This is a genomic window from Actinoplanes sp. L3-i22 (assembly GCF_019704555.1).
Classification (GTDB): Bacteria; Actinomycetota; Actinomycetes; order Mycobacteriales; family Micromonosporaceae; genus Actinoplanes.
Genome location: NZ_AP024745.1, coordinates 3128402 through 3151135 on the forward strand (window position 1 = coordinate 3128402; position 22734 = coordinate 3151135).

At 71.1% G+C, this 22734-nt stretch carries 23 protein-coding genes; 12 read left to right on the forward strand and 11 right to left on the reverse strand.

The genetic code is table 11. The annotated features are described in order from the left end of the window. The first annotated feature begins 78 nt into the window (after positions 1 to 78). Together L3i22_RS13850 and L3i22_RS13855 are read left to right on the forward strand one after the other, a co-directional pair. On the forward strand, positions 79 to 543 hold the full coding sequence (locus L3i22_RS13850; protein WP_221327367.1) for a MarR family winged helix-turn-helix transcriptional regulator: 465 nt from the start codon (positions 79 to 81) through the stop codon (positions 541 to 543). A 63-nt stretch (positions 544 to 606) separates the two neighbouring features. Beyond that, positions 607 to 1461: a tetratricopeptide repeat protein gene (locus tag L3i22_RS13855; RefSeq protein WP_221327368.1), complete on the forward strand. Its 855-nt coding sequence runs from the start codon at positions 607 to 609 to the stop codon at positions 1459 to 1461. Positions 1462 to 1498: 37 nt separating this feature from the next. Here the strand turns inward: L3i22_RS13855 and L3i22_RS13860 are convergent, their stop codons facing one another. Further along, entirely contained in the window at positions 1499 to 1909 is a 411-nt protein-coding gene (locus tag L3i22_RS13860; RefSeq protein ID WP_255658206.1) for a MarR family winged helix-turn-helix transcriptional regulator, read from the reverse strand. Positions 1910 to 2031: 122 nt separating this feature from the next. On the opposite strand from L3i22_RS13860, the gene L3i22_RS13865 reads away from it, so the two are divergent. After that, positions 2032 to 3807 (forward strand): ABC transporter ATP-binding protein, encoded by a 1776-nt coding sequence (locus L3i22_RS13865; protein WP_221327369.1) that lies wholly within the window; start codon positions 2032 to 2034, stop codon positions 3805 to 3807. Positions 3808 to 3917: 110 nt separating this feature from the next. Here the strand turns inward: L3i22_RS13865 and L3i22_RS13870 are convergent, their stop codons facing one another. Both L3i22_RS13870 and L3i22_RS13875 read right to left on the reverse strand, forming a co-directional pair. After that, positions 3918 to 4670, reverse strand: coding sequence for a class I SAM-dependent methyltransferase (locus tag L3i22_RS13870; RefSeq protein ID WP_221327370.1), 753 nt, complete (start codon positions 4668 to 4670; stop codon positions 3918 to 3920). Continuing rightward, on the reverse strand, positions 4667 to 5776 hold the full coding sequence (locus tag L3i22_RS13875; RefSeq protein WP_221327371.1) for a citrate synthase 2: 1110 nt from the start codon (positions 5774 to 5776) through the stop codon (positions 4667 to 4669). The genes L3i22_RS13870 and L3i22_RS13875 overlap by 4 nt, the downstream gene beginning before the upstream one ends. A gap of 67 nt (positions 5777 to 5843) precedes the next feature. Between L3i22_RS13875 and L3i22_RS13880 the strand changes: the two genes are divergently transcribed. After that, positions 5844 to 7214, forward strand: a complete 1371-nt coding sequence (locus L3i22_RS13880) for a citrate synthase (RefSeq protein WP_221327372.1) — start codon at positions 5844 to 5846, stop codon at positions 7212 to 7214. 58 nt (positions 7215 to 7272) lie between these two features. Here the strand turns inward: L3i22_RS13880 and L3i22_RS13885 are convergent, their stop codons facing one another. The 7 genes from L3i22_RS13885 to L3i22_RS13915 all read right to left on the reverse strand — a co-directional run bounded on the left by L3i22_RS13885 (position 7273) and on the right by L3i22_RS13915 (position 12767). Beyond that, positions 7273 to 7911 carry a nitroreductase family protein gene (locus L3i22_RS13885; protein WP_221327373.1) on the reverse strand — a complete coding sequence of 213 codons (639 nt, stop codon included), beginning with the start codon at positions 7909 to 7911 and terminating at the stop codon, positions 7273 to 7275. Positions 7912 to 7920: 9 nt separating this feature from the next. Then, on the reverse strand, positions 7921 to 8382 hold the full coding sequence (locus tag L3i22_RS13890; protein WP_221327374.1) for a hypothetical protein: 462 nt from the start codon (positions 8380 to 8382) through the stop codon (positions 7921 to 7923). 247 nt (positions 8383 to 8629) lie between these two features. Then, positions 8630 to 9469 carry an alpha/beta fold hydrolase gene (locus L3i22_RS13895; protein WP_221327375.1) on the reverse strand — a complete coding sequence of 280 codons (840 nt, stop codon included), beginning with the start codon at positions 9467 to 9469 and terminating at the stop codon, positions 8630 to 8632. Further along, positions 9466 to 10332, reverse strand: a complete 867-nt coding sequence (locus tag L3i22_RS13900; protein ID WP_221327376.1) for an SDR family oxidoreductase — start codon at positions 10330 to 10332, stop codon at positions 9466 to 9468. The genes L3i22_RS13895 and L3i22_RS13900 overlap by 4 nt, the downstream gene beginning before the upstream one ends. Then, complete coding sequence (locus tag L3i22_RS13905; protein ID WP_221327377.1) at positions 10332 to 11789, reverse strand: NAD(P)/FAD-dependent oxidoreductase; 1458 nt, start codon at positions 11787 to 11789, stop codon at positions 10332 to 10334. The genes L3i22_RS13900 and L3i22_RS13905 overlap by 1 nt, the downstream gene beginning before the upstream one ends. Continuing rightward, on the reverse strand, positions 11782 to 12087 hold the full coding sequence (locus tag L3i22_RS13910; RefSeq protein WP_221327378.1) for a DUF4873 domain-containing protein: 306 nt from the start codon (positions 12085 to 12087) through the stop codon (positions 11782 to 11784). The genes L3i22_RS13905 and L3i22_RS13910 overlap by 8 nt, the downstream gene beginning before the upstream one ends. Next, complete coding sequence (locus L3i22_RS13915) at positions 12084 to 12767, reverse strand: TetR/AcrR family transcriptional regulator (protein WP_221327379.1); 684 nt, start codon at positions 12765 to 12767, stop codon at positions 12084 to 12086. The genes L3i22_RS13910 and L3i22_RS13915 overlap by 4 nt, the downstream gene beginning before the upstream one ends. 68 nt (positions 12768 to 12835) lie before the next feature. On the opposite strand from L3i22_RS13915, the gene L3i22_RS13920 reads away from it, so the two are divergent. After that, positions 12836 to 13729 carry a diiron oxygenase gene (locus tag L3i22_RS13920; RefSeq protein WP_221327380.1) on the forward strand — a complete coding sequence of 298 codons (894 nt, stop codon included), beginning with the start codon at positions 12836 to 12838 and terminating at the stop codon, positions 13727 to 13729. A gap of 37 nt (positions 13730 to 13766) precedes the next feature. Here the strand turns inward: L3i22_RS13920 and L3i22_RS13925 are convergent, their stop codons facing one another. Then, entirely contained in the window at positions 13767 to 13994 is a 228-nt protein-coding gene (locus L3i22_RS13925; RefSeq protein WP_221327381.1) for a hypothetical protein, read from the reverse strand. Between the two features lie 542 nt (positions 13995 to 14536). Between L3i22_RS13925 and L3i22_RS13930 the strand changes: the two genes are divergently transcribed. The 7 genes from L3i22_RS13930 to L3i22_RS13960 all read left to right on the forward strand — a co-directional run bounded on the left by L3i22_RS13930 (position 14537) and on the right by L3i22_RS13960 (position 22639). After that, a complete protein-coding gene (locus tag L3i22_RS13930) occupies positions 14537 to 14752 on the forward strand; it encodes a hypothetical protein (RefSeq protein WP_221327382.1) in 216 nt (71 codons plus the stop codon). A gap of 717 nt (positions 14753 to 15469) precedes the next feature. Further along, the gene (locus L3i22_RS13935; protein ID WP_221327383.1) at positions 15470 to 16570 is read left to right on the forward strand and encodes a uroporphyrinogen-III synthase; all 1101 of its coding nucleotides are present in this window, start codon (positions 15470 to 15472) and stop codon (positions 16568 to 16570) included. 485 nt (positions 16571 to 17055) lie between these two features. Then, positions 17056 to 17754: a sirohydrochlorin chelatase gene (locus tag L3i22_RS13940; RefSeq protein WP_221327384.1), complete on the forward strand. Its 699-nt coding sequence runs from the start codon at positions 17056 to 17058 to the stop codon at positions 17752 to 17754. A 119-nt stretch (positions 17755 to 17873) separates the two neighbouring features. Further along, positions 17874 to 20327, forward strand: a complete 2454-nt coding sequence (nirB, locus tag L3i22_RS13945) for a nitrite reductase large subunit NirB (RefSeq protein ID WP_221327385.1) — start codon at positions 17874 to 17876, stop codon at positions 20325 to 20327. Beyond that, positions 20324 to 20635, forward strand: a complete 312-nt coding sequence (locus L3i22_RS13950; RefSeq protein ID WP_221327386.1) for a Rieske 2Fe-2S domain-containing protein — start codon at positions 20324 to 20326, stop codon at positions 20633 to 20635. Before nirB ends, L3i22_RS13950 begins: the two co-directional genes overlap by 4 nt. A 2-nt stretch (positions 20636 to 20637) precedes the next feature. Then, positions 20638 to 21975, forward strand: coding sequence for a NarK/NasA family nitrate transporter (locus L3i22_RS13955; protein ID WP_221327387.1), 1338 nt, complete (start codon positions 20638 to 20640; stop codon positions 21973 to 21975). Between the two features lie 268 nt (positions 21976 to 22243). Then, positions 22244 to 22639 (forward strand): hypothetical protein, encoded by a 396-nt coding sequence (locus L3i22_RS13960; RefSeq protein WP_221327388.1) that lies wholly within the window; start codon positions 22244 to 22246, stop codon positions 22637 to 22639. Positions 22640 to 22734: the final 95 nt, after the last annotated feature.

Here is a 22734-nt window from a genome sequence, read left to right on the forward strand (position 1 = left end):
TCGAGATTCTTACCCAACCGGACGGGATCTGCAACACTTACCCTCGTGGAGGAAACGGATGCCCCCGTAGGGGAAACGATGGAACGGCGGCGCCTGCGCTCCCGGCTCGTCGACCTGCTCAACGCGTACGCCAGCGAGGCCAACCACATCGGGCACGCCTTCGCCGGTCGCAACCACCTGCACGGCCCCGACCTGCACGCACTGCTCGCGGTGATGCACGCCGAGCGGGCCGGTGTGCCGCTGACCCCGGGCCGGCTCGGCGAGACGATGGGGCTCTCCTCCGGCGCCACCACCGCGATGATCGACCGGCTCGAACGCGACGGGCACCTGCGCCGGACGCGGGAGAGCACCGATCGGCGGGTCGTGCACCTGCGCTACGGCGAGTCCGGGATGGCGCTGGCGCAGGCCTTCTTCACCCCGCTGGCGCCGCGCACCGACCTGGTGATGGCCGGGTTCGACGTGGCCGAGCTGCAGGTCGTCGAGCGGTTCGTGCAGGGCATGGTCGAGACGCTGCTGAACTACCGCGACGAGCTCCGCGGATAACGCAACTGGGCCGCAACGTGCGGTTCGCCCAGCTCGGCCACCGCGCCGCCGATCTACCAACTCGTGCGAACCGAGCCCCTGCTGTCCCAGGCCGACGACCTCCTCGCCCGTGGTCGTGCGCAGAACGCCGCCAACCTGCTGGCGCCGATCGTCGGGCGCCAGCCCGAGAACGTCGACGCCTGGCACCGGATGGCCCGGGCCCACCTGGCGATGGGCGACCTGGAGGCCGGCCTGCGCGCCGCCCGGGCCGCGTGGCACTTCGACCCGCACGGGCCGGAGACGCTCTTCTGGCTCAGCACCGCGGCGACCGAGCTCGGCCGGCACCGCGAGGCGATCGAGGCCGCGCTGTCCGCCTGCCGCGAGGACCCGGGCAACCCGCGCCTGCACCACCGGCTCGCCGACGCCCAGCTGGCGGCCGGCCGGGTGGGGGACGCCCTGGACGGCCTGAAGATCGCGATCGAGCTGGCCGGCTACGACGCGAACCTGCACGTCACCTACGGCCGGGCGCTGTTCGCGGCGGGTCGCCCGCTGAGCGCCCGCGAGTCGATCGGGCGGGCGCTGGCCCTGGAGCCCGGCCACACCGGCGCGCACCGGACCCTGGCCCTGTTCGAGATCGCGATGGAGTCCGTGGTCGACGCGCCGTCGCTGGCCCAGGCCGCCGACGAGTTCGCCCAGTCGCTGCGGGTCGGTCCCAAGGGTCGCGTCGACGAGCGGGCGATCCTCGCCCGGGACGCCATCGGTTACGCCGCCCGGGTCAGTCTGACCTGGTGCCTGATCGCCCTGCTGGTCCTCGGTGTGCTGAGCGCGACCTCGCTGGTCGCCGTCCCGGCCGGCCTCTACCTGGTGCTGCTCTGCCTCGGCGCCCTCGCCGCCTGCGGCGCGGTGGTCTTCCGGTCCGCTCTCCGCCGCCGGCTTTAGAGCATTCAAGACAATTTGCCGTACGGCGTCAGCCCGGTCACCCAGCCGCGAGCTGCCGCAGGATGCGCCCGAGGGTGGCCCGATCGGTCTCGTCCAGCGCGGCGAACAGCCGCTCGCTGGCGGCGGCCCGGGCCGCCCTGATCTCGCTGCCGGTGGTCCGCCCCTGCTCGGTGAGCGCGACCAGCGTCGCGCGGCGGTCGTCCGGGTCGGGCCGGCGCACGACCAGCCCCCGCTCCTGAAGATCGTCGACCACCTCGGTCGCCGAGCGCGGGGCGATCCGCAGCCGCTCGGCGAGCGCGCTGAGCCGCATCTCGCCGTCGGACATCAGCCGGCTCAGCGCCCGGCCCTGCGACGGCGCGATGCCCCAGGGCTCCATCTCCCGCTTGGCGTGCTCCCGCATCCGCCGGCTGACCGCCCAGAACGCCTCGTGCAACGACTCTTCCTCCACGGGAACAAGCTATCAGGGATTACCGTTGTTCCCTCATGTTGAGGTAACCTCAGCTTGTTCACGACGTACAGAGGAAGGCTTTGCTCTTGGCCGAGAAACCAGGCCGGGGCGCGGGACGCACCGTGACCCCCGCGGAGAAGGCGCAAGCCAAATCCGTCTCACTGCGCCGCATCGGCGCGTTGTTCAACGGTCACCGCAAGCAGCTCACGCTGGTGGTGGCGATCATCGTGGTGGCGTCCGTGCTCGGCATGGCGTCGCCGTTCCTGCTCCGCGAGATCATCGACGTGGCCCTGCCGCAGAGCGACCTGCGCCTGCTGTCCTGGCTGGTGGCCGGCATGATCGTGGTCGCCGCGATCACGTCCGTGCTCGGCGTGCTGCAGACCTGGATCTCGACCACCGTCGGCCAGCGGGTCATGCATCGGCTGCGCGTCGACGTCTTCAGCCACCTGCAGCGGCAGTCGGTCGGCTTCTTCACCCGCACCCGCACCGGCGAGGTGCAGTCCCGGATCACCAACGACATCGGCGGCATGCAGTCCGTGGTCACCTCGACCGCGACCAGCATCGCGGCCAACCTGACCACTGTGGTCGCCACCATCGTCGCGATGGTCGCGCTGACCTGGCAGCTCACCCTGATCTCGCTGCTCGTGCTGCCGCCGGCGATCCTGCTCACCCGCCGCGTCGCCCGGATGCGGCAGAAGATCACCGCCGCCCGCCAGCGCGAGCTGGCCGAGCTCAACGTGATCATCGAGGAGGGCCTGTCGATCAACGGCATCCAGCTCTCCAAGACGATGGGCGCCGGCGACGCGCAGATCACCCGGTTCACCGGCTCGTCCGGCCGGCTGATCGACCTGGAGCTGCGCTCCGAGCTGGCCGGTCGCTGGCGGATGGCCGCCATGAACATCATCTTCGCGGTCATCCCGGCGACCATCTACCTGGCCGCGGGCCTGCCGTTCGCGGCCGGCGCGATGAGCATCGGCACCCTGGTCGCGTTCACCGCGCTGCAGGGGAACCTGTTCCGCCCGCTGATGAGCCTGCTCGACGTGAGCGTGACGATGACCAGCTCGCTGGCGCTGTTCGCGCGGATCTTCGAATACCTGGACCTGCCGGTCGAGATCGCCTCCCCGGCGAACCCGGTGCGCCTTGAAGATGTCCGCGGCCACCTGCGATTCGAGGATGTGACCTTTGCGTACGACGGTCGCTCGCCGGCTGCGCTCTCCGGGGTGACCCTGGACGTTCCCGCCGGCAGTTCGCTCGCCCTGGTGGGGGAGACCGGATCGGGGAAGAGCACGACCGCCGCACTGATCGCGCGCCTGCACGACCCGACCTCGGGCCGGGTCACCATCGACGGCGTCTCGCTCCGCGACCTTGATCTTTCCGATTTGTCGGACATAGTGGGCGTGGTGAGCCAGGAGACCTACCTGCTGCACACCACGATCCGGGAGAACCTGCGCTACGCGAAGCCGTCCGCGACCGACGCGGAGATCGAGGCGGCCTGCCGGGCCGCGCAGATCCACACGCTGGTCAGCGGCCTGCCGGAGGGGTACGACACGATGGTCGGCTCGCGCGGCCACCGGTTCTCCGGCGGCGAGAAGCAGCGCATCGCGATCGCCCGCACGCTGCTGCGGGACCCGCGGATCCTGGTCCTCGACGAGGCGACCAGCGCCCTGGACAACGAGACCGAGCGGGCCGTGCAGCGCGCGTTCGACGAGCTGTCCCGTGGCCGGACCACGGTGACCATCGCGCACCGCCTGTCCACGGTCCGGGACGCCGACCAGATCGTCGTCCTCGACCACGGCCGGATTTTGGAGTCCGGTGACCACGACACGCTGATCGGGGCCGGCGGGCGGTATGCGGTGCTCGCCCGCGCCGGGCAGCCGTCCACCGTTGACGCTTCGTGACCCTTGTCGTGCCTGACCGCTCGCCTGGCCGACGTCACCAGCCGCGCGCTTGGTCGCGTACCAAATCCGGTTTTGCGGTTTTGTTCGGTATGGGCCGCCGATCGGGCTGATCAATTGCGGGCGACGACCGCCCACACGCGATGTGGCACGGCGAGGTCGCCGGGTGGGATCAGCGCGGTCAGCTCGGCCGAGAAGCGCTCGACCGCCGGGGGTGGCAGGCTCGCCGCGACGCCGGCGCTGGCGCGGATCCGGCCCACCCAGGACTCCCGGGTGTACGGCACGTCGACGTCGAACGAGAACGTCTCCACCCCGCTGAAACCGGCCGTGCGCAGGTCGGTGAGCCAGCGCGGGTACAGGCCGGTGCCGCCGGACAGCGCCCAGCCCGGGTTGTGCGCCCGGATCAGCCGCTCGGTGACCTCGACCAGGTTGCCCGGCAGCGGCAGCCAGTCGAAGTGCGCGATCACGATCCGGCCGCCCGGGCGGAGCAGCCGGCGCGCCTCGGCGGCGGCCTCGTCCCCGCGGAACCAGTGCCAGCACTGACCGGCCGTGACCACGTCGAACGAGGCGTCCGGCAGGCCGGTCTCCTCGGCGGCGCCGGTGACGTAGGTGATGCTCAGACCGGCCTCGCGAGTCAACCGGCGGGCCTGCTCCAGGAGTGGCTCGGCCGGATCAAGACCGGTCACGTCGGCGCCGCGGGTCGCGAAGAGGCGGGCCAGGCTGCCGGTTCCGGTGCCGAGGTCCAGCACGCGCTGCCCGGCTTCGCCGATCCGGTACGGGGTCAGCCGCTCCAGCAGCGCCGCCGGGAATCCGGCCCGGTGCCGGGCGTAGTCGGCAGCCGTCCGCCCGAAATCCACCGCGCTCATGCGTTGCGCTCCACCGCGGACGCCCAGCCCGGCAGGTCCGCGGCCTCGCGCGAACCCGGCCCCACATAGTCCGCCGACGGGCGGATGAGCTTGCCGAGGCGCTTCTGCTCCAGGATGTGCGCGCTCCATCCGGCCGTCCGCGCGCACGTGAACAGCGAGCTGAACAGCTCGGCCGGCACGCCCGCGAAGTCCAGCACCACCGCCGCCCAGAACTCGACGTTCGTCTCCAGCACCCGGTCCGGCTTGCGCTCACGCAACTCGGCCAGCGCCGCCAGCTCCAACTCGCGGGCCACCTCGAAGCGCGGCGCGCCCAGCTCGAACGCCGCCTCGCGCAGGATCCGGGCCCGCGGGTCCTCGGCTCGGTAGACGGCGTGACCGAAACCCATCAGCCGGCGGCCGCCGTCCAGGACGCTCCGCACGTAGGCCCGCGCGTCCCCGGACCGCTCCACCGCCTCGATCATGCCGAGCACCCGGGCCGGCGCGCCGCCGTGCAGCGGCCCGGACAGCGCCGCGATCGCCGCCGACACGCAGGCCGGGACGTCCGCACCGGTGCTCGCGACGACCCGGGCGGTGAACGTGGACGCGTTCATGCCGTGCTCGGCGGCACACACCCAGTACCGGTCGAGGGCCGCCACGTGCCGCGGATCCGGCTCGCCCTGCCAGCGGATCATGAACTGCTCGGTGGCGTTGCGTCCCGCGTCGACCAGGCGCTGCGGGACGACGGCGGCCTGCGGTCCGCGGGCGGCTTGCGCCACGAACGAGAGGACCATCACCGACGTACGGGCGAGATCGTCCCGTGCCCGCACGTCGTCGACGTCGATGAGCTGGCGCAGCCCCCAGTGCGGCGCGAGCATCGACACCGCGGCCTGCGCGTCGACCCGGACGTCGCCGGAGCGCACCGGGATCGGGAACGGCTCGGCGGGCGGTAGCGCGCGATGGAAGTCCCCGTCGGCGAGCAGCCCCCACACGTCGCCGAAGGAGACGTGGCCGGCCAGCGAGCGGAGGTCGACCCCGCGGTACCGGAGCGACCCGCCGTCACGGTCGGGTTCAGCGATCTCGGTGTCGAACGCGACGACACCGGCAAGTCCTGGGTTGACAGTCAACATGACCTCACGATTCGTCTTGACGTCTGGCCGGTCAATGTTGATCCGGTCAACATGAGAGGATCCGCACATGCGGCAGTTCCTCACCACCGAGCAGGTCGCGGAGCGGCTCGGCGTCAAACCGGCGACGGTCTACGCGTACGTCAGCCGGGGTCTGCTGCCCAGCCGGCGCAATGCGGCCGGCAAGGCCAGCCTGTTCGCGAAGGCCGACGTCGACGCGCTGATCGCCGGGCGGAAACGGGTCACCCCGAACATTCAGACCGGCATCACGCTGATCCGGGACGGCGGCCTGTTCTACCGCGGCCAGGACGCGACCGCGCTCGCCCGGACGTCGACCTACGAGGCGGTCGCCAACCTGCTCTGGACCGGGGAGCTCGACCACACGCCGTTCCGGGCCGACCCGGAGCTGGTCGCGCTGGCGACATCGGTCGGCGCGCTGCTCCCCGCGTCCGCGCGTCTCACCGACCGGCTGCGGGTCACCGTCGCGGCCGTCGCGGCGGCGGATCCGCTGCGCTTCGACACCGCTCCGGCCGCGGTCCAGGCCACCGGCCGCACCCTGACCGCGACGATGGTCGCCGCCCTCCCACCCCGCGCCCGGCCCGCCGGTTCACCTCGCGACCAGCCGGCCGGGAGCACCGCCGGTTCACCGCATGACCAACCGGCCGCGGCCCCTTCCGGCTTACTTCATGATCAATCTGGCGCACGCCCTCCCGGCGACCAGCCACTGCCGTCGTCGCAGGCACGATCCGATGCCGACGGTGCTGCCGCCGCCACCGGGGACGACCGTCTGTCCGCGGCTGCAGCTGCGGCAAGGGAGTCGGTGGGCGCGCTGTTGTGGCCACGGCTGACCGCACTGCCGATGTCCGAAACCGAGCGGCGGGTCCTGGAGGCCGCGCTGATCCTGCTGGCCGACCACGACATCGCGGCGTCGACGCTGGCCGCGCGGGTCGCCGCCTCGACCCGCGCGCATCCCTACGCGGTGGTCAGCGCGGGCCTCGCCGCCCTGGACGGGCCGTTGCACGGTGCGGCCAGCGAATACGTCCATCCGCTGCTGGTCCGCGCGGTCGCCGGGGAGGACCCGGTGGCGATCGTCTCCGAGCACCTGCGGGTCAGCGGCGGGATCCCCGGGTTCGGACATCCGCTCTACCCGTCCGGGGATCCGCGGGCCACCGCCCTGTTCGCCCTGCTCGGCGACCATCCGGTGGGGGACGCCGCGACCCGGCTGGCGGACGCGGTCCGTACCCGATCGGGGATTCTCCCCAACATCGACCTGGCGCTGGCCGCCCTCGCCCTGCGCTACGACATGCCGCCGGACGCCGGCGAGGCGATCTTCGCCGTCGCCCGCACCGCGGGCTGGCTGGCGCACGCCCTGGAGGAGTACGCGAACCGAGCCGCCCGCTTCCGCCCGACGGGCCAGTACTCCGGCCGCCCACCGGCCTGAACGGCCCTCGACGGAGTCCGGTGGCCGTCTCGCCGGGGACGGCCACCGGTGGGGAACGCTAGGCCTGGTAGCGGTCGTGGAAGACCACCTCGTCCAGCGGCCGCCGCTTCGGCTCGGCCCAGCGGCCCTGGCTCGGGTAGCCGAGCGGGATGATCGCCATGGTCAGGGCGTTCTCCGGGAGGCCGAGCAGCTGCCGCACGTCCTCCTCGTGGCCGATGTGCAGGGTGGTCAGCGTGGACCCGATGCCGTGCGCCCGCGCGGCCAGCATCAGGTGCTGGACCGCGCCGTAGATCGACGACCCGAGGCGCGGGTTGGCGGACTTCGCGGCGCCCAGGATCACCGGGACGATCCAGACCGGGGCCTCCTCGAAGTGGGCGGCCAGGTGGTCGGCGGCGAGGAAGCTGCGCTTGCTCATCGGGCCGTCGCCCGGGGCGTTCAGGATCTCGTCGCGCCGGGAGCCGTAGTGCCGGTGCCAGCCCTCGCGGTACCAGTCGGCGATCTGCTTCTTCGTCTCCGGGTCGCGGACCACGATCCAGACCCACGGCTGGCTGTTGCCGCCGGACGGCCCGCGGATCGCGGCGTCCAGGATCGCGCGGACGATGTCGTCGGCGATCGGCTCGGTGGAGAGGTAACGGCGGGCGGGCGTGGAGTGCAGCGCCTCCAGCAGTCCGAGGTCCTGCGGCGCGGGGTTGGTCATGATCGGAGCCTAAGCGGTTGTCCAGGCCAGGACCGTGCCGGCGGGTGAGGTGACCTGGATCTGGGCGCCGGTGGCCGCCGCCCGGCCGAACGGGATCTGCCAGGTCCGGGTGACCCCCACGTGCAGGGTGAGCCCGACCGGCGGGGTCGAGCGGGCGACGAGCGGGGCGGTGTCCGGGCCGGTGGCGTTGCGGAGGCGGACCTGGGCCGGGCCGAACTCGTACGTCCCGCGCAGCACCCGGACGGTCACCCGGATCGTGGCCGGGTCGCCGTCGGCGAGGTCCACGGTCACCCGGGCGGCCAGCTCCGGCGTGCGGACGTCCTGACCGGAACCGACCGGCTCGGCCGCGCTGACCGGGGCGGAGGCCGCGGCCGGGGTGACCGTTGGGGTGGGCGCCGACGACGGGTCCGGACCGCAGCCGGCCATGGATCCTCCGATCAGCGCGGCGATCATGAATGTCGCTCTGCGCATGTATTCCATCAAACCTTGGCTGCCAGGTTCCGCAACTCCCCGAGAGAGGGACATTCGGGAGGATGACGTCGCTGACCAGGCATTATCGCCCGTCCGATGTCGACATCCCGACTTCCGGAAAATACCGCAGATCCGAAAAATCCGGCAGCGGGCCGATGCCAGCGAACAGACACCGGTGCGGAAGAACAGAACCGCAGATGGGGCGGGGTCCGGATGGCGCCCCCTCGCGCCACCCGGACCCCGGTTCTCAGGCCGCTACCGAGGCGAGCATCGGCCGGACCAGCCCGGCGAACTCGTCCGGGCGTTCGATCTGCGGCATGTGTCCGGTCTCCGGGAACATGTGTGATTTCGCGTGCGGGAACGCCGCCCGGGCCGCGGCGAGGTGGTGACTGGGAAGGATCAGGTCCCGCTCGCCCCAGACGATCATCGTGGGCTTCTCCGTGCCGGCCAGCGCGGCGAGCAGCGCGGACCGCCAGGCCGGCGCCACCCCGCGGAACCCGCCGAGCGCCTGGGCGATCTCCAGGTAGACCGCCGCGAAGTCGGGCTGCCGGGCGATCCGGATCGCCATCTCGACCCGCTCCGGGGTGACCAGCGCGCGGTCCCGGAACAGGGTCCGCTCGACGCGCGGCGCGGTCCGCCGGTCGATCCGGCGGAGCATCTGCCGGCCGAGCCCGGGCACCGACAGCACGCGCAGCGTCCAGGTCACCTCCTTGCCGAACCCGGCACTGTTGACCAGGGTCAGCGTGGTCACCCGGGCCGGGTCGGCGGCGAGCATCGTCATCGACACCGCGCCGCCGAGCGAGTTGCCCATCAGGTGCACCGGGCGGGTCTCGCCGAGCGCGTCGAGGGTCGCCCACACGCCGTCGGCCAGGACCGGCAGGGTGGTCGGCGGCGCGAACCGCTGGGACAGCCCGAAGCCCGGCATGTCGACGCTGATCACCCGGTACGAGTCGTCGAACCGGGCGTGCTGCAGCGCCCAGTCCTCCAGGCTGCGCCCGATCCCGTGCAGCAGCACCACCGGGGGCGCCGCCGGGTCCCCGCTCTCGTGGAAGCGGATGCGCGAACCCCGTACGTCCAAGTAGTTCATCGATCCGCACCCACCCTGGACCGGCCCGCGGCCTTGACCGAGGCGGACGTCAGTCTTCGGATGATGTCGGCGGAGCCGACCGGGAGCAGGCGCTGCAGCAGGTCCGGGCCCTTCGCGTTGGCGGCGATCAGCAGCCGGGCCTTCCGGCGCTCGGTGGCCCGCAGGATCTGCTCGGCGGCCTTGCCGGCCGGGAAGCTGAGCAGCGCGGCGAACAGTTTGCGGGTCGGCGCGACGTCGGACTCCGGCACCCCGGTGCCGATCAGCGCGCTCTCCGCGATCCGGGTGCGGATACCGCCCGGGTGCACGGTGGTGACGCCGACGCCGTTCTCGAACAGCTCGCCGCGCAGCGACTCGCTGAGGCCGCGCAGGGCGAACTTGCTCGCGCAGTACGCGCTCTGGCCGGGCGGCGCGATCAGGCCGAAGAGGCTGGAGACGTTCACCAGGTGGCCGCCGGGCTCGGCGGTCAGGGCGGGCAGCAGCGCGTGGGTCAGCAGCATCGGCGCGCGGAAGTTCACGTTCATCACGTGCTCGAACTGGTCCACGCTGACCTGGTCGAAACGGCCGCCGAGCGCGACCCCGGCGTTGTTGATCAGCAGGCCCAGGGAGGCCGGGACCCGGCTCGCGACCAGGTCGACCGCGGCCCGGTCGGACAGGTCGGCGACGATCGTCTCCACCGACAGCCCCGGATGCGCGCCGCGGATCCGGGCGGCGACCGGCTCCAGCCGGGCCGCGTCGACGTCGACCAGGATCAGGTCGCTGCCGCGCTGCGCCAGGCCGTAGGCGAGCTGTTCACCGATGCCGCTGGCCGCGCCGGTGAGCACCGCGGTGCGGCCGGCGAACCGGTAGGGATCAAGACGGGTCATCAGACCACCTCTGTGTGGGGGACGGGAGCGGTACGCCGGGCGAAGGTCATGTCCCGGGTGACGTCGGCGCGGGGCGTGGTGAGCACGTCCCGCAGGTAGTTCTGCCGGACCAGCCACGGGTCCTTGTCGCCCTGCCGCGGGAACTTGTCGAGGGCGCGCTGCACGTACCCGGACGAGAGGTCGAGCAGCGGCCGGCCGGTGCCGGACGGGCGGGTCGGGGTGGCGACCGCCGCGCCGGTGCGGTCCATGTGGTCGAGCAGTTTGAGCACGTACCGGTGGGCGAGGTCGGCGCGCAGCGTCCAGGACGCGTTGACGTAGCCGATGCAGTACGCGAAGTTCGGCACCCCGGAGAGCATCATGCCGCGATAGGCCGCCTGCTGACCGATCTCGATCGGCGTGCCGTCGAGGCTGACCCGCACCCCGCCGACCGGCAGCAGCGACAGCCCGGTCGCCGAGACCACCACGTCCGCCGGCAGCACCGCGCCGGACCGCAGCCGGATCCCCTCCGGGACGAACGCGTCGATGTGGTCGGTCACCACCGACGCGCGGCCGGACGTGATCGCGCGGAACAGGTCGCCGTCCGGGATCACGCAGAGCCGCTGGTCCCACGGATCGTAGCGGGGCTTGAAGTGCTCCTCGACGTACCCCGGGTTCTTCAGGAACCGGCCGGCGATGCCCTGCAGCACCCGGCGGACCTGCTTCGGGCGCTTCCGTGCGACCTGGTAGAACAGCTGCGTGACCAGGACGTTCTTGGCGCGGGCGACCCGGTTCGCGGCCTTCGGCGGCAGGACCCGGCGGGCCAGGTTCGCGATCGCGTCGCGGTTCGGGAGCGGGATGACGTACGTCGGGGACCGCTGCAGCATCGTGACGTGCCGCGCGTCGGCCGCCATCGCCGGGACGAGGGTGACCGCGGTCGCGCCGCTGCCGATCACGACGACCGATTTGTCCCTATAATCCAGGTCGTCCGGCCAGAATTGCGGATGCACAACCGTGCCACTAAAGCTGGACAAATCCGGAAAATCCGGCTGGTAGCCGGTCGTGTAGTCGTAGTAGCCGGCGCAGGCGTACAGGAACCGGGCGGTGTAGACGTCACCGTTCTCCGCCGTCAGCGTCCAGCGGCTGTCCGTCGACGACCAGTCGGCGCTCACCACCCGGGTGCCAAACCGGATATGTCCGGTAATCCCGGCCTCGGCAGCCGTCTCCTCGATGTACCGCCGGATCTTCTCCCCGCTCGCCAGCGACTCCGGCTCCCGCCACGGCCGGAACGGATACCCCAGCGTGAACATGTCCGAATCGGATCGCACCCCGGGGTACCGGAACAGATCCCACGTCCCGCCGATCGCGTCCCGCGCCTCCAGGATCACGTAGGTGTCCCGCGGCCGCCGTTCCCGCAATCGCCACGCGGCCCCGATCCCGGACATCCCGGCCCCGATGATCACCACGTCGAAGTCATTCATGGGCTGCCACCGGAAACCAGGGCGGCGTTCCGGAACCGCTGATCCGCACGCCGCCCCACGGGTCGGGCTCGCTGAGCTTCACCGGCGTCGCCGGCGCCCCCGGGATCGCGATGACCGCCGCACGCAGCCCGGCGCCGACCAGTTCCCGCAGCTCGTCGACCGGATTCGTGCGCCCGGCCCAGCGGAACCGCCCCTCGATCGGCTCGAAGTGCGCGGACATCCGCACCTCGACCGCCACCGGTGGACCGTCCCCGGGCTGGAGCGTCGCCGGCCCCCGATACTCTTCCTCGTCCGTCACGTGGTCGCCCATCCTTCCTGCTGAGCCGCGAACCCGCCGGGCGTGTCGGCCGCGCGGTTGATCCCCGCGACCCCACCCCAGAGGAATGTCGTCAGGTACTCGCCGAGCGCCTCCCGGCTGATCGGCTGCTGCTGCCGGAGCCACCAGTCGCCGACCGACTGGACGTAGCCGACGACGCCGTACGCCCACGGCAGCGCGGCGCCGGAGTCCAGCCCGCGGGCCCGCAGCCGGTCGCCGAAGATCCGGGCCAGGCCGCTGGCCACGGTGTCCACCACGTCCGCGACCACGTCCCGGTGCCGGGCGATGTCCGGCTGGTGGACGACGAACCGGTACAGGTTCAGATCGCCCTCGATGTGCGCCAGGTAGACGTTGATCGCGGCGGCGATCGCGGCCCGCTCCTCGCGCACCGACGCGACCGCCGGGACCATCGCCTCCAGCACCATCGCGCCGGCCGCCTGCCCGACCGCCAGCCACAGCTCCGACTTGTCGGCGAAGTACCGGTACAGCACCGGCTTGCTGACGCCGGCGTGCGCGGCGATCGCCTCCATGCCGACCTCCGGCCCGTGCTGCCGGATCGCCTCGACCGCCGCGGCGGTGAGTTCGGCGCGGCGCTGCTCGCGATGACCGTCCCATCGACCGCGGCGGCCGTCGGTGTTGACGGGGGGAGTGACCGAGTTCATAGTACTAGAAGTAACTGTTACCGCCGGTAACGTCAATAGTTGGCAACGTCAAGCTTCTTGGAGGGCCGATGTCAGTGACCGATCGGGACCGCACGGCCACCAGGCTGCTGCGATCGTCCGCCGAGCACTCCTACGACCCGTCGATCGAGATCGACTGGGAGGCCCCGTTCGTCGCGGGGAAGTACTTCGTCCCGGTGCACCGCTCCAGCCTCTACGGCACCGCGCTCTGGGACCGGCTGACCGAGGAACAGCGGATCGAGCTCACCAAGCACGAGGTGGCCAGCATCGCCGGTCTCGGCGTCTGGTTCGAGACGATCCTGATGCAACTGCTCATCCGCGGCTACTTCAAGCAGGACCCGACCGCCCCGCACGCGCAGTACGCGCTCACCGAGATCGGCGACGAGTGCCGCCACTCGGTGATGTTCGGCAAGATGATCGCCCGGCTGGACACCCCGGTCTACCGCCCCGAGGGCGTCAACCAGATGCTCGGCAAGTGGATCGCGCACACCGCGACCGGCCCGCGGATGTTCGCCGCGATCCTGATCGCCGAGGAGATCCTGGACACCCTGCAGCGCGAGGCGATGGCCGACGAGACCGTGCAGCCCCTGGTCCGGATGGTCTCCCGGATCCACGTCGTCGAGGAGGCGCGGCACGTCCGCTTTGCCCGCGAGGAGCTCGCCCGCCAGATCCGCTCGGCCGGCAAGTCCCGCCTGGCCTTCGACAAACTCGTCATCGGCCGCGCCGCCTACCTCACCGGCACCCGCCTGATCGACCCGCGCGTCTACCGCGCCGTCGGCATCTCCCCGGAGGAGGGCGTCCGCGCCGCCCGCGCCAATCCCCACCACCAGGAGACGATGCGCTGGGCCGGCGAACGCATCGTCGCCTTCCTCGCCGACCTGGACCTCATCGGCGGCGGCCCCGCCAAGGCCCTCTGGAAAGCCTCCGGCCTCCTACCCCGCTGACCCGCTCACCCCGGCGACTCCTTCACCTTCCGCCCGCTCACCCCGGCGATTTCCTCGCCTTCCGCCCGCTCACCCCGGCGATTTCCTCGCCTTCCGCCCGCTCACCCCCGGCGATTTCCTCGCCTTCCGCCCGCTCACCCCCGGCGATTTCCTCGCCTTCCGCCCGCTCACCCCCGGCGATTTCCTCGCCTTCCGCCCGCTCACCCCCGGCGATTTCCTCGCCCTCCGCCCCGCGCGCACCCGGCGATCCTTCGCCCGCTCGCACCCCGGCGACTCAGCGCGCTCCCGCACCTCTCCGCCCGCCGAGAAGCCCCGAAGCCGGCGCGGCCCGCGTCCTCCGAAGACGCGGGCCGCGCTGCCCCAACTGCCCAAAATCAAAATCAAATTCATCATTGCCACGGCTGCGGCCAATAACTGACCGCCGCTCCCGCGGGGACCCTTCCGGGCCTCGCTGGCCGCTGGCGCGTCCAAAACGCGAGCCCCTCCAGGGCGACGTCCGCGGGTGGTTGCGGTTCGCAAAGACCTGAGACCCGGTGATCACGAGACGGTCCGCGAGTGATCTGTGCGATGACGGCCCGCCTCCCGGGCTGCCGCTACGTTCGGCGCTCATCGGGTGGCTCGGTGTGAACGAGGTGAGGGAGATCCCCGGGTGCGGAACGGTTTCCGAACGGTTGCCGATGGCCGAGTGCCGGGCGGCTGGCCGGGACCGGCTGAGGGGCCGAGGGATCGAGACCTACGGACGGTTCTGCGGCGCGTGCGGGCGTGCCAGATTGGCGCCTGACGAATGCCGGATCGGGAGAGGGATCGATGGACGACGCGCTGGTGGCCTACAACGCCGGACGGGTGGACGGGGCTGCCGGAACCCGCGACCCACAGATCGCCGACGACCCGGAGATCGGCCCGGACTACCGGATCGGCCTGCTCGACGGCCGGATCGCCGCCTTCCACATGCTCAAGGAACTCCGCGACGTCTTCGGCACCACCGACCCCCTCTTCGAACACCCCGACGACCCCCGCCAGTAGTCCCGCGGCCGTTTGCGCCCGTTTCGCCCGCGAGATCAGGTGCCACTGCTGGAGCGCGCCAGTGAGCCCGCTCGCAGTCGTTCGCCGAGGGCGACTCGCCGCCCATGTTGACCCGGCGCCGCCCGGCGACCTGCATGATCTGTCGCGCCGGGCCGTCTGTTGCGCCGGGCCGTCTGTTGCGCCGGGCCGTCTGTTGCGCCGGGCCGTCTGTTGCGCCGGGCCGTCTGTCGCGCCGGGTCGCTTTTTGCGCCGGGCCGCCTGTCACGTCGGCGGCGCGGGCGCCGGGTCCACGCCGCTGATCACGAGGGTGTCGTCCGGGACCCGGGTCGCGGGCGGGTCCGCGTCGTGCCGTGCAGGGTCCGCCTGACGTCGTCGATGTGCTCAGCCATCCGCCGAGTTTCCGGCCCGCCGTCGTTCCGGTGCGGGCGAATCCCGAGAGGCCAGGTCGCCGGCTGGTGGTCGGGGCCGTTTCCGGGTCGCGGAGAGAGCCCTGGACACCAGACGGATAAGTCGGGCGAATCGGTGGCGGGCGGACGGGGGTCCCGGTGTGGGCGGGGGAGGGAGACTGGGGCATGGCCGGGTGGATGGTGGCTGGTCACAAGCGGGTTCGGTGGGGAAGTGAGTCGGCGTTATCACCACGGAAACATTTGCCTACCGTTCCCGAAATCAGGTCTTAGGACTCTTGCAGCGAAGACGGCAGCACGGGATGGGGACTGGATGACCGAGGGCGCACTGAGCGGCTTCACCGTGGCGGTCACCGCGGAGCGACGCCGCAGTGAGATGACCGCGTTGCTGGAGCGGCGCGGGGCGCGGGTGGTCAGCGCACCGGCGATCACCATCGTGCCCCTGATCGACGACGACGCGCTGCGGGCGTCGACCGAGGCGTGCATCGGCCTGGAGCCGCATCTGGTGATCGCGACCACCGGGTTCGGGTTCCGGGGCTGGCTGGAGGCGGCCGAGGGCTGGGGTCTGGGTGACACGCTGCGCGCGTCGCTGAACGGCGCCAAGATCATCGCTCGGGGGCCGAAGCCGTGCGGGGCGATCCGGGCGGCCGGGCTCACCGAGGACTGGGCCGCCAAGACGGAGGGCTCCGAGGAGGTGCTCGAACGGCTGCTGCACGACGGGGTGTCCGGGCAGCGGATCGTGGTGCAGGAGCACGGCGAGCCGCAGGTCGAGTTCGTGAACGCGCTGCGTGCGGCGGGTGCCGCGGTCGTCGAGGTGCCGGTGTACCGGTGGGCGCTGCCGCCCGACGTCGCCCCGGTGCGCCGGCTGACCGAGCAGGTCGCGGCCGGGCAGATCGACGCGGTGACGTTCACCAGCGCGCCGGCGGTGAAGGCGTTCCTGCAGATCGCCGGAGACACGCACGCCGATGTGCTGGCCGCGTTCCGGGCCGGGACACTGGCCGCCTGCGTCGGGCCGGTGACCGCGGCGCCGCTGGTCGAGCGGGACGTCCCGGTGGTGATGCCGGAGCGGTTCCGGCTCGGCGCGCTGATCAAGACGGTCACCGACGAGCTGCCGAAGCGGGCGGTGCGGCTGCGGGTGGCGGGTTCGGTCCTGGAGGTGCGGGGCCATGCCGCGCTGATCGACGGCGTGACCCACACGCTGGCGCCGGCCGCGATGGCGATCCTGGCGTCGCTGGCCCGCCGGCCCGGCGCGGTGGTCTCCAAGGATCAGCTCGCGGCGGCCCTGCCCCGGGGCAACGACGGGCACGCCGTGGACGTGGCGGTGGCCCGGCTGCGGGCCGCGCTCGGCTCCGGCAAACACATCGAGACGGTCATCAAACGCGGCTACCGCCTCCGCCTGGACGAAGCCGCCTGACCGGGCCGCGCCGCGGGACGCCGTCCCGTTGCGGAGCCGCTTGAATGACTGCGCCGCGGGACGCCCTCCCGCACTTCAGCCGCGGTGCCTGATGCCTTTGCCGGGCCCGCCGTCCACCTGGTGAACCCGGCCGCCGCGCCGGGCTCGCCACCAACGGTGCCGCCCGATGTCTTTGCCGGGCCGCCATCCCGCCCGGCAACGGAGCCGGCGAGGTTTCCCGCCGAAAGCTCACCGCCTCGGCTGGTCCTCAGGGTTGTTCCAGGGTGTCTGAAGCAGCCCTGAGGACCAGCCGGGACCGTGACACGCGGCTGGGCCGGGAGCACGGATCGGCTCGCGTGGGTCCTTTGAAACCGCGACCACCCACGGACATCGCCCTGTAGGGCCTCGCGTTCTGGGCGCCCCGCGCCCTGCGAGGCCCGGAAGGGTCCCCGCGGGAGCGGCGATCTGTACCCCGGCGGACATAGGCAATGAATTTCTTGATCTTGATGGTTCTGGAGGGGATCGCCGTGACCACCCTGATTGCTGTTGCTCATGGCACGCGCTCCGCGAACGGGCGGCGCCAGCTGCAGGAACTCGCCGCCGCGGTGGCGCGGAAGCGGCGCGGGCTCGATGTGCGGCTCTGCTACGTGGACGTGCAGGAGCCGAAGGTTTCCGCGATCGTGCCGACCGTGCGGGACGCGGTGGTCGTGCCGCTGCTGCTGTCCTGCGGATATCACGTGCGGGTGGACATCGCGGAGGCCGTCGCGGGCACCGGGATTCCGGTGACCGCGCCGCTCGGGCCGGATCCGGTGCTGCTCGGCAGCATGCTCGGGAACCTGCCGCCGGCGGACGCGATCGTGCTGGCCGCGGCCGGGTCGTCGGATCCGGGCTGGCGCGCCGATGTGGAGGGTGTCGCGACCCGGCTGCCGGGTGGGGCGCGCGTCGGCTACGTCTCCGGGACCGGGCCGCGCGTGCCGGACGTGGTCGCCCAGCTGCGGCGCGAGGGTGCGCGACGGATCGCGATCGCCGCGTATCTGCTGGCCGACGGACTGTTCTACCGGTCGTTGAGCGAGGCCGGCGCGGACTCGGTGACGCCGCCGCTGTGCCGGGACGCGGCCGTGGCGGACCTGGTGCTGAGCCGATTCGACGGCGCCTTTGTTAACGCGGAAGACGGGCGCCTCACAACCGTCGGTAGCCGTTTGTAGTCACATCGGGTGCGGTCCGGTTGTAGGGATTTCCGAACAACAGCGTCACCGCAAGTGGTCTTCCGGGTTAACGCCACGCCGCCAGAGTTCATTGCACACGGCCAGAAGGGACCGACGCAGTGACTCAGAAGCTTGTCGTCATCGGCAACGGCATGGCGGGAGCCCGGACGGTCGAGGAGATCCTCGCCCGGCACGGGGACTTCTCCGTGACGATGTTCGGTGACGAGCCCTACGGCAACTACAACCGGATCATGTTGTCCAACCTGCTCGCCGGGGTGGAGACGGAAGAGGGCATCTTCCTCAACGACCTCGCCTGGTACCGGGACAACGGGATCACGCTGAACGCCGGCGTCAAGATCGAGCGGATCGACGCCGCGGCCAGGATCGTCCACGACAGCAACGGCGGGGCCACCCCCTACGACAAGCTGATCATCGCGACCGGCAGCTACTCGTGGACGCCGCCGATGAAGAACGTGCACAACCCGAAGCGCGGCTACCACCAGGGCGTCTTCGCGTTCCGCACGCTCGACGACACGCGCGGCATGATCCGCTACGCCCGGGACCACGAGCGCGCGGTCGTGATCGGCGGCGGCCTGCTCGGCCTGGAGGCGGCACGCGGACTGCAGAACCACGTCAGCCACGTGACCCTGCTGCACGCCATGGGTCACCTGATGGAACGCCAGCTCGACCCGAAGGCCGGCCAGATGCTGCAGGCCAGCGTCGAGGGCAAGCTCGGGATCAACGTGATCACCAACGCGATGACCAGCGAGATCCTCGGCAAGGACAAGGTCACCGGGGTGAAGCTGGCCGACGGCACGGTCATCGAGTGCGACGTGGTGGTGATCGCCGCCGGGATCCGGCCGAACACCGAGATGGTGGCGAACAGCGGCCTGCCGGTCGAGCGCGGCATCGTGGTCGACGACCAGATGCGCGTCCAGGGCCACGAGGACGTCTACTCGGTCGGCGAGTGCGCGCAGCATCGCGGCAGCCTGTACGGCCTGGTCGCGCCGCTGTGGGACCAGGCGAAGGTGCTGGCCGACCACATCACCGGCACGTCCGGGGTGGCGTACACCGGCTCGAAGCTGCACACCAAGCTCAAGGTCGCCGGCATCGACGTCGCCTCGATGGGGCTGATCGCCCCGGAGCACGACGAGGACGAGGTGATCGTCTACAACGAGCCGAAGAAGGGCGTCTACAAGCAGCTGATCATCCGGAACGACGTGCTGGTCGGCGCGACGCTGGTGGGGGACAACAGCAAGGCCGCGTCGCTGATCCAGCACTTCGACCGGGGCACCGCCCTTCCCGAGGAGCGCTCGTCGCTGATCTTCGACATCGGGGGAGCGGTCGAGGAGTCGCCCGAGGACATGCCCGACGACGCCCAGGTCTGCAACTGCAACGGGGTCAGCAAGGGCGCGATCTGCGGGGTGGTGGCCGGCGGGTGCGGGACGGTCAGCGGGGTGATGGACAAGACCCGCGCCGGTAAGGGCTGCGGTACCTGCAAGCCGCTGGTCCAGCGGATCGTCGAGTGGGCGAACGGCGGTGCGGCCGAAGAGGATCCGGCCGCGTCCTGGTACGTCCCCGGCGTGCCGATGCCGAAGTCGGAACTTATGGCTTCGATTCGGAAATACCGCCTCACCAGTGTCTCCTCGGTCTTTGCGAAGCTCGCGCCGGGCGGGGAGGACGCCAAGAGCAAGATGGGCCTCGCGTCGCTGCTGAAGATGATGTGGGGCGCGGACTACGTCGACGAGCGCGACGCCCGGTTCATCAACGACCGGGTGCACGCCAACATCCAGCGCGACGGCACCTTCTCGGTGGTCCCGCAGATGAAGGGCGGCGTCACCACCCCGGCCCAGCTCCGCAAGATCGCCGAGGTGGCCGAGAAGTACGACGTGCCGATGGTCAAGCTCACCGGCGGCCAGCGGATCGACCTGCTCGGGGTGCCGAAGGAGAAGCTGCCGGCGATGTGGGCGGACCTGGACATGCCGTCCGGGTACGCCTACGCCAAGAGTTTCCGCACCGTGAAGACCTGTGTCGGCTCGGACTTCTGCCGGTTCGGGGTCGGTGACTCGACCGCGCTGGGCATCGCGCTCGAGGAGCGGTACCAGGGCCTCGAGGGGCCCGGGAAGATGAAGCTCGCGGTCAGCGGGTGTCCGCGGAACTGCGCCGAGTCGTACGTCAAGGACCTGGGTGTGGTCGCGATCGACGGCGGCCGGTGGGAGATCTACGTCGGCGGCGCGGCCGGCGCCCACATCCGTAAGGGCGATCTGCTCACCACGGTCGGCTCGGCCGAAGAGGTGATCCGGCTGACCGGGCGCTTCCTGCAGTACTACCGGGAGAACGCGAACTGGCTGGAGCGGACCTACGCGTTCGTGCCGCGGATCGGCGTCGACCGGATCCGGGAGATCGTCGTCGACGACACGGACGGCATCGCCGCCGCCCTGGACGCCGCGGTCGAGGAGGCCGTGCAGTCGTACCAGGATCCCTGGAAGGAGCGGGCCGAGCCGGCCACGCCCGGCCAGTTCCGTACCTCCCTTCCGCTGATCGTCCTTCCTCAGGTTCCGGTGCGCTCATGAAGACCACATCGCTCGTCAATCTCGGACCGGTCACCGACATCCCGTTGGGCGAGGGGCGTACCTACGCCGTCGACGGGGACATGATCGCGATCTTCCGCCTGCGCGACAGCTCCCTGCGCGCGGTCTCGGCGATCTGCCCGCACAAGGGCGGCCCGCTGGCGGACGGGCAGATCGACAACGCGGTCGTCGTTTGCCCCCTGCACCTGTTCGCCTGGGACCTCGCCACCGGGTGTTCCCAGTCAGGCCAGCCCCCGATCAACGTCTACCCGGTACGGGAAGACGACGGTCACATCCTTTTGGGAGACTGATCATGACTGCCATAGCTGTCGAGCGTCCTTCATCCGCCACCCTCAAGGGCCACTGGATCGACGACTGGAACCCCGAGGACCCGGCATTCTGGGCCAACGGCGGGTCCAAGATCGCCAAGCGCAACCTGATCTTCTCGATCTTCTCCGAGCACATCGGCTTCTCGGTGTGGTCGCTCTGGTCGGTGATGGTGCTCTTCCTCGGCCCGCAGTACGGCTTCGACCCGGCCCAGAAGTTCCTGCTCACCGCCGTGCCGACGCTGGTCGGGGCGGGGCTGCGGATCCCGTACACGTTCGCGGTGGCCCGGTTCGGCGGCCGCAACTGGACCATCATCAGCGCGTCCCTGCTGCTCATCCCGTCGGTCCTGGCGGCGTTCCTGATCCAGCCGGGCGTCTCGTTCACCACGCTGGTGCTGCTGGCCGCGACGGCCGGGGTCGGCGGCGGCAACTTCGCCTCCTCGATGGCGAACATCAACGCGTTCTTCCCGAACCGCTACAAGGGCTGGGCGCTCGGCATCAACGCCGGCGGCGGCAACATCGGCGTCGCCGCGGTGCAGCTGGTCGGCCTGTTCACGCTGGCCGTCTTCGGCGCCGGGCACCCGGGGATCGTGGCCGGCATCTACATCCCGCTGATCGTGCTCGCCACGCTCGGCTCGGCGATCTGGATGGACAACCTCAGCCAGGCCCGCAACGAGAAGCGCGGCATGCGGGACGCGGTGCGGGAGGGGCACGCCTGGGTGATGTCGCTGCTCTACATCGGCACGTTCGGCTCGTTCATCGGCTTCGGGTTCGCGTTCGGGCAGGTCCTGCAGGTGCAGTTCGCGACCCAGTTCAACACCCCGATCAAGGCGGCCTACCTGACCTTCCTCGGGCCGCTGCTCGGGTCGCTGATCCGGCCGGTGGGCGGGGCGCTCGCCGACCGGCTGGGCGGGGCGAAGGTCACGTTCGTCAACTTCATCGCGATGGGGCTCGGCGCGAGCGTCGTCCTGATCGCGGCCCAGCAGCGGTCGCTGCCGCTGTACATCGCCGGGTTCATCAGCCTGTTCGTGCTGAGCGGGCTGGGCAACGGCTCGACGTACAAGATGATTCCGGCGATCTTCAAGGCGAAGTACGCCGGCGACGACCACCAGGCGCGGCGGATCTCCGGTGCGGTGATCGGCCTCGCCGGGGCGATCGGCGCGGTCGGCGGGGTGCTCGTCAACCTGGCGTTCCGGCAGTCGTTCCTGGCCTACAAGGACGCGGACGCGGCGTACCTGGGGTTCATCGCGTTCTACGCGCTCTGCGTGATCGTCACCTGGGCGGTCTACCTGCGACCCGGCGCCCGCCAGGCGATCGCGGTCTGAGTCCCGCGTCAGGTGGCCCGGTGCGCTGTCGGCACCGGGCCACCGGCGTCTCCGGTCCCCAAGATTTCGCACTCAGTGTGCGGCGCCCGGTTTGACGTTTGATAGATGCGTAATGAGCTGCGGAAATGCACGATTGATCTAGCTTGATCGAAGATCGAATTGCACAACGGCGTCACCTGATCGTGGACGTGTGTCGCCAACCGGAAAGATCCGCGATCCATATGATCAGTTTGTCCGAAATTGCCTTTATGAACGAAAAGGTGATCCGATGAACAAGCTGATCCGTGGGTTCGCGATGTCCGGCCTGGCCGCCGCCGCGGGCCTGGTCATGACCGCCGGCCCGGCCGCCGCGTCGTCCGCCGCCCACGCCACGCCGGAGGCCAAGCCCAAGGCGCCGGCCGCCGCACAGGCGAAGTCCCGCTCCCGGGTGCTCGGTTTCTACCGCAGCTCCGGGGCGTGTCACCGGGACGGCCAGCGCGGCGAGTTCCGTCGCCAGTGGACCGACCACGACTGCATCCCGGTCCGGGAGGGCTTCCGGCGCGGCTACGCGCTGAAGGTCTACTACGGCTGGGGTGGTCCCGGCTCGCACGACATGCACGATCACGACCACGGCCCGCACGACATGCACGACCACGGCCCGCACGGCCCGTGGAAGAAGAACTGAGCGGATTCGTCGCACGGCCGAGGGCCGCATCCTTTCCGGGGTGCGGCCCTCGGCCATTGCCGTTGCTCGCGGTCAGATCATTTCGCGGTACGGCG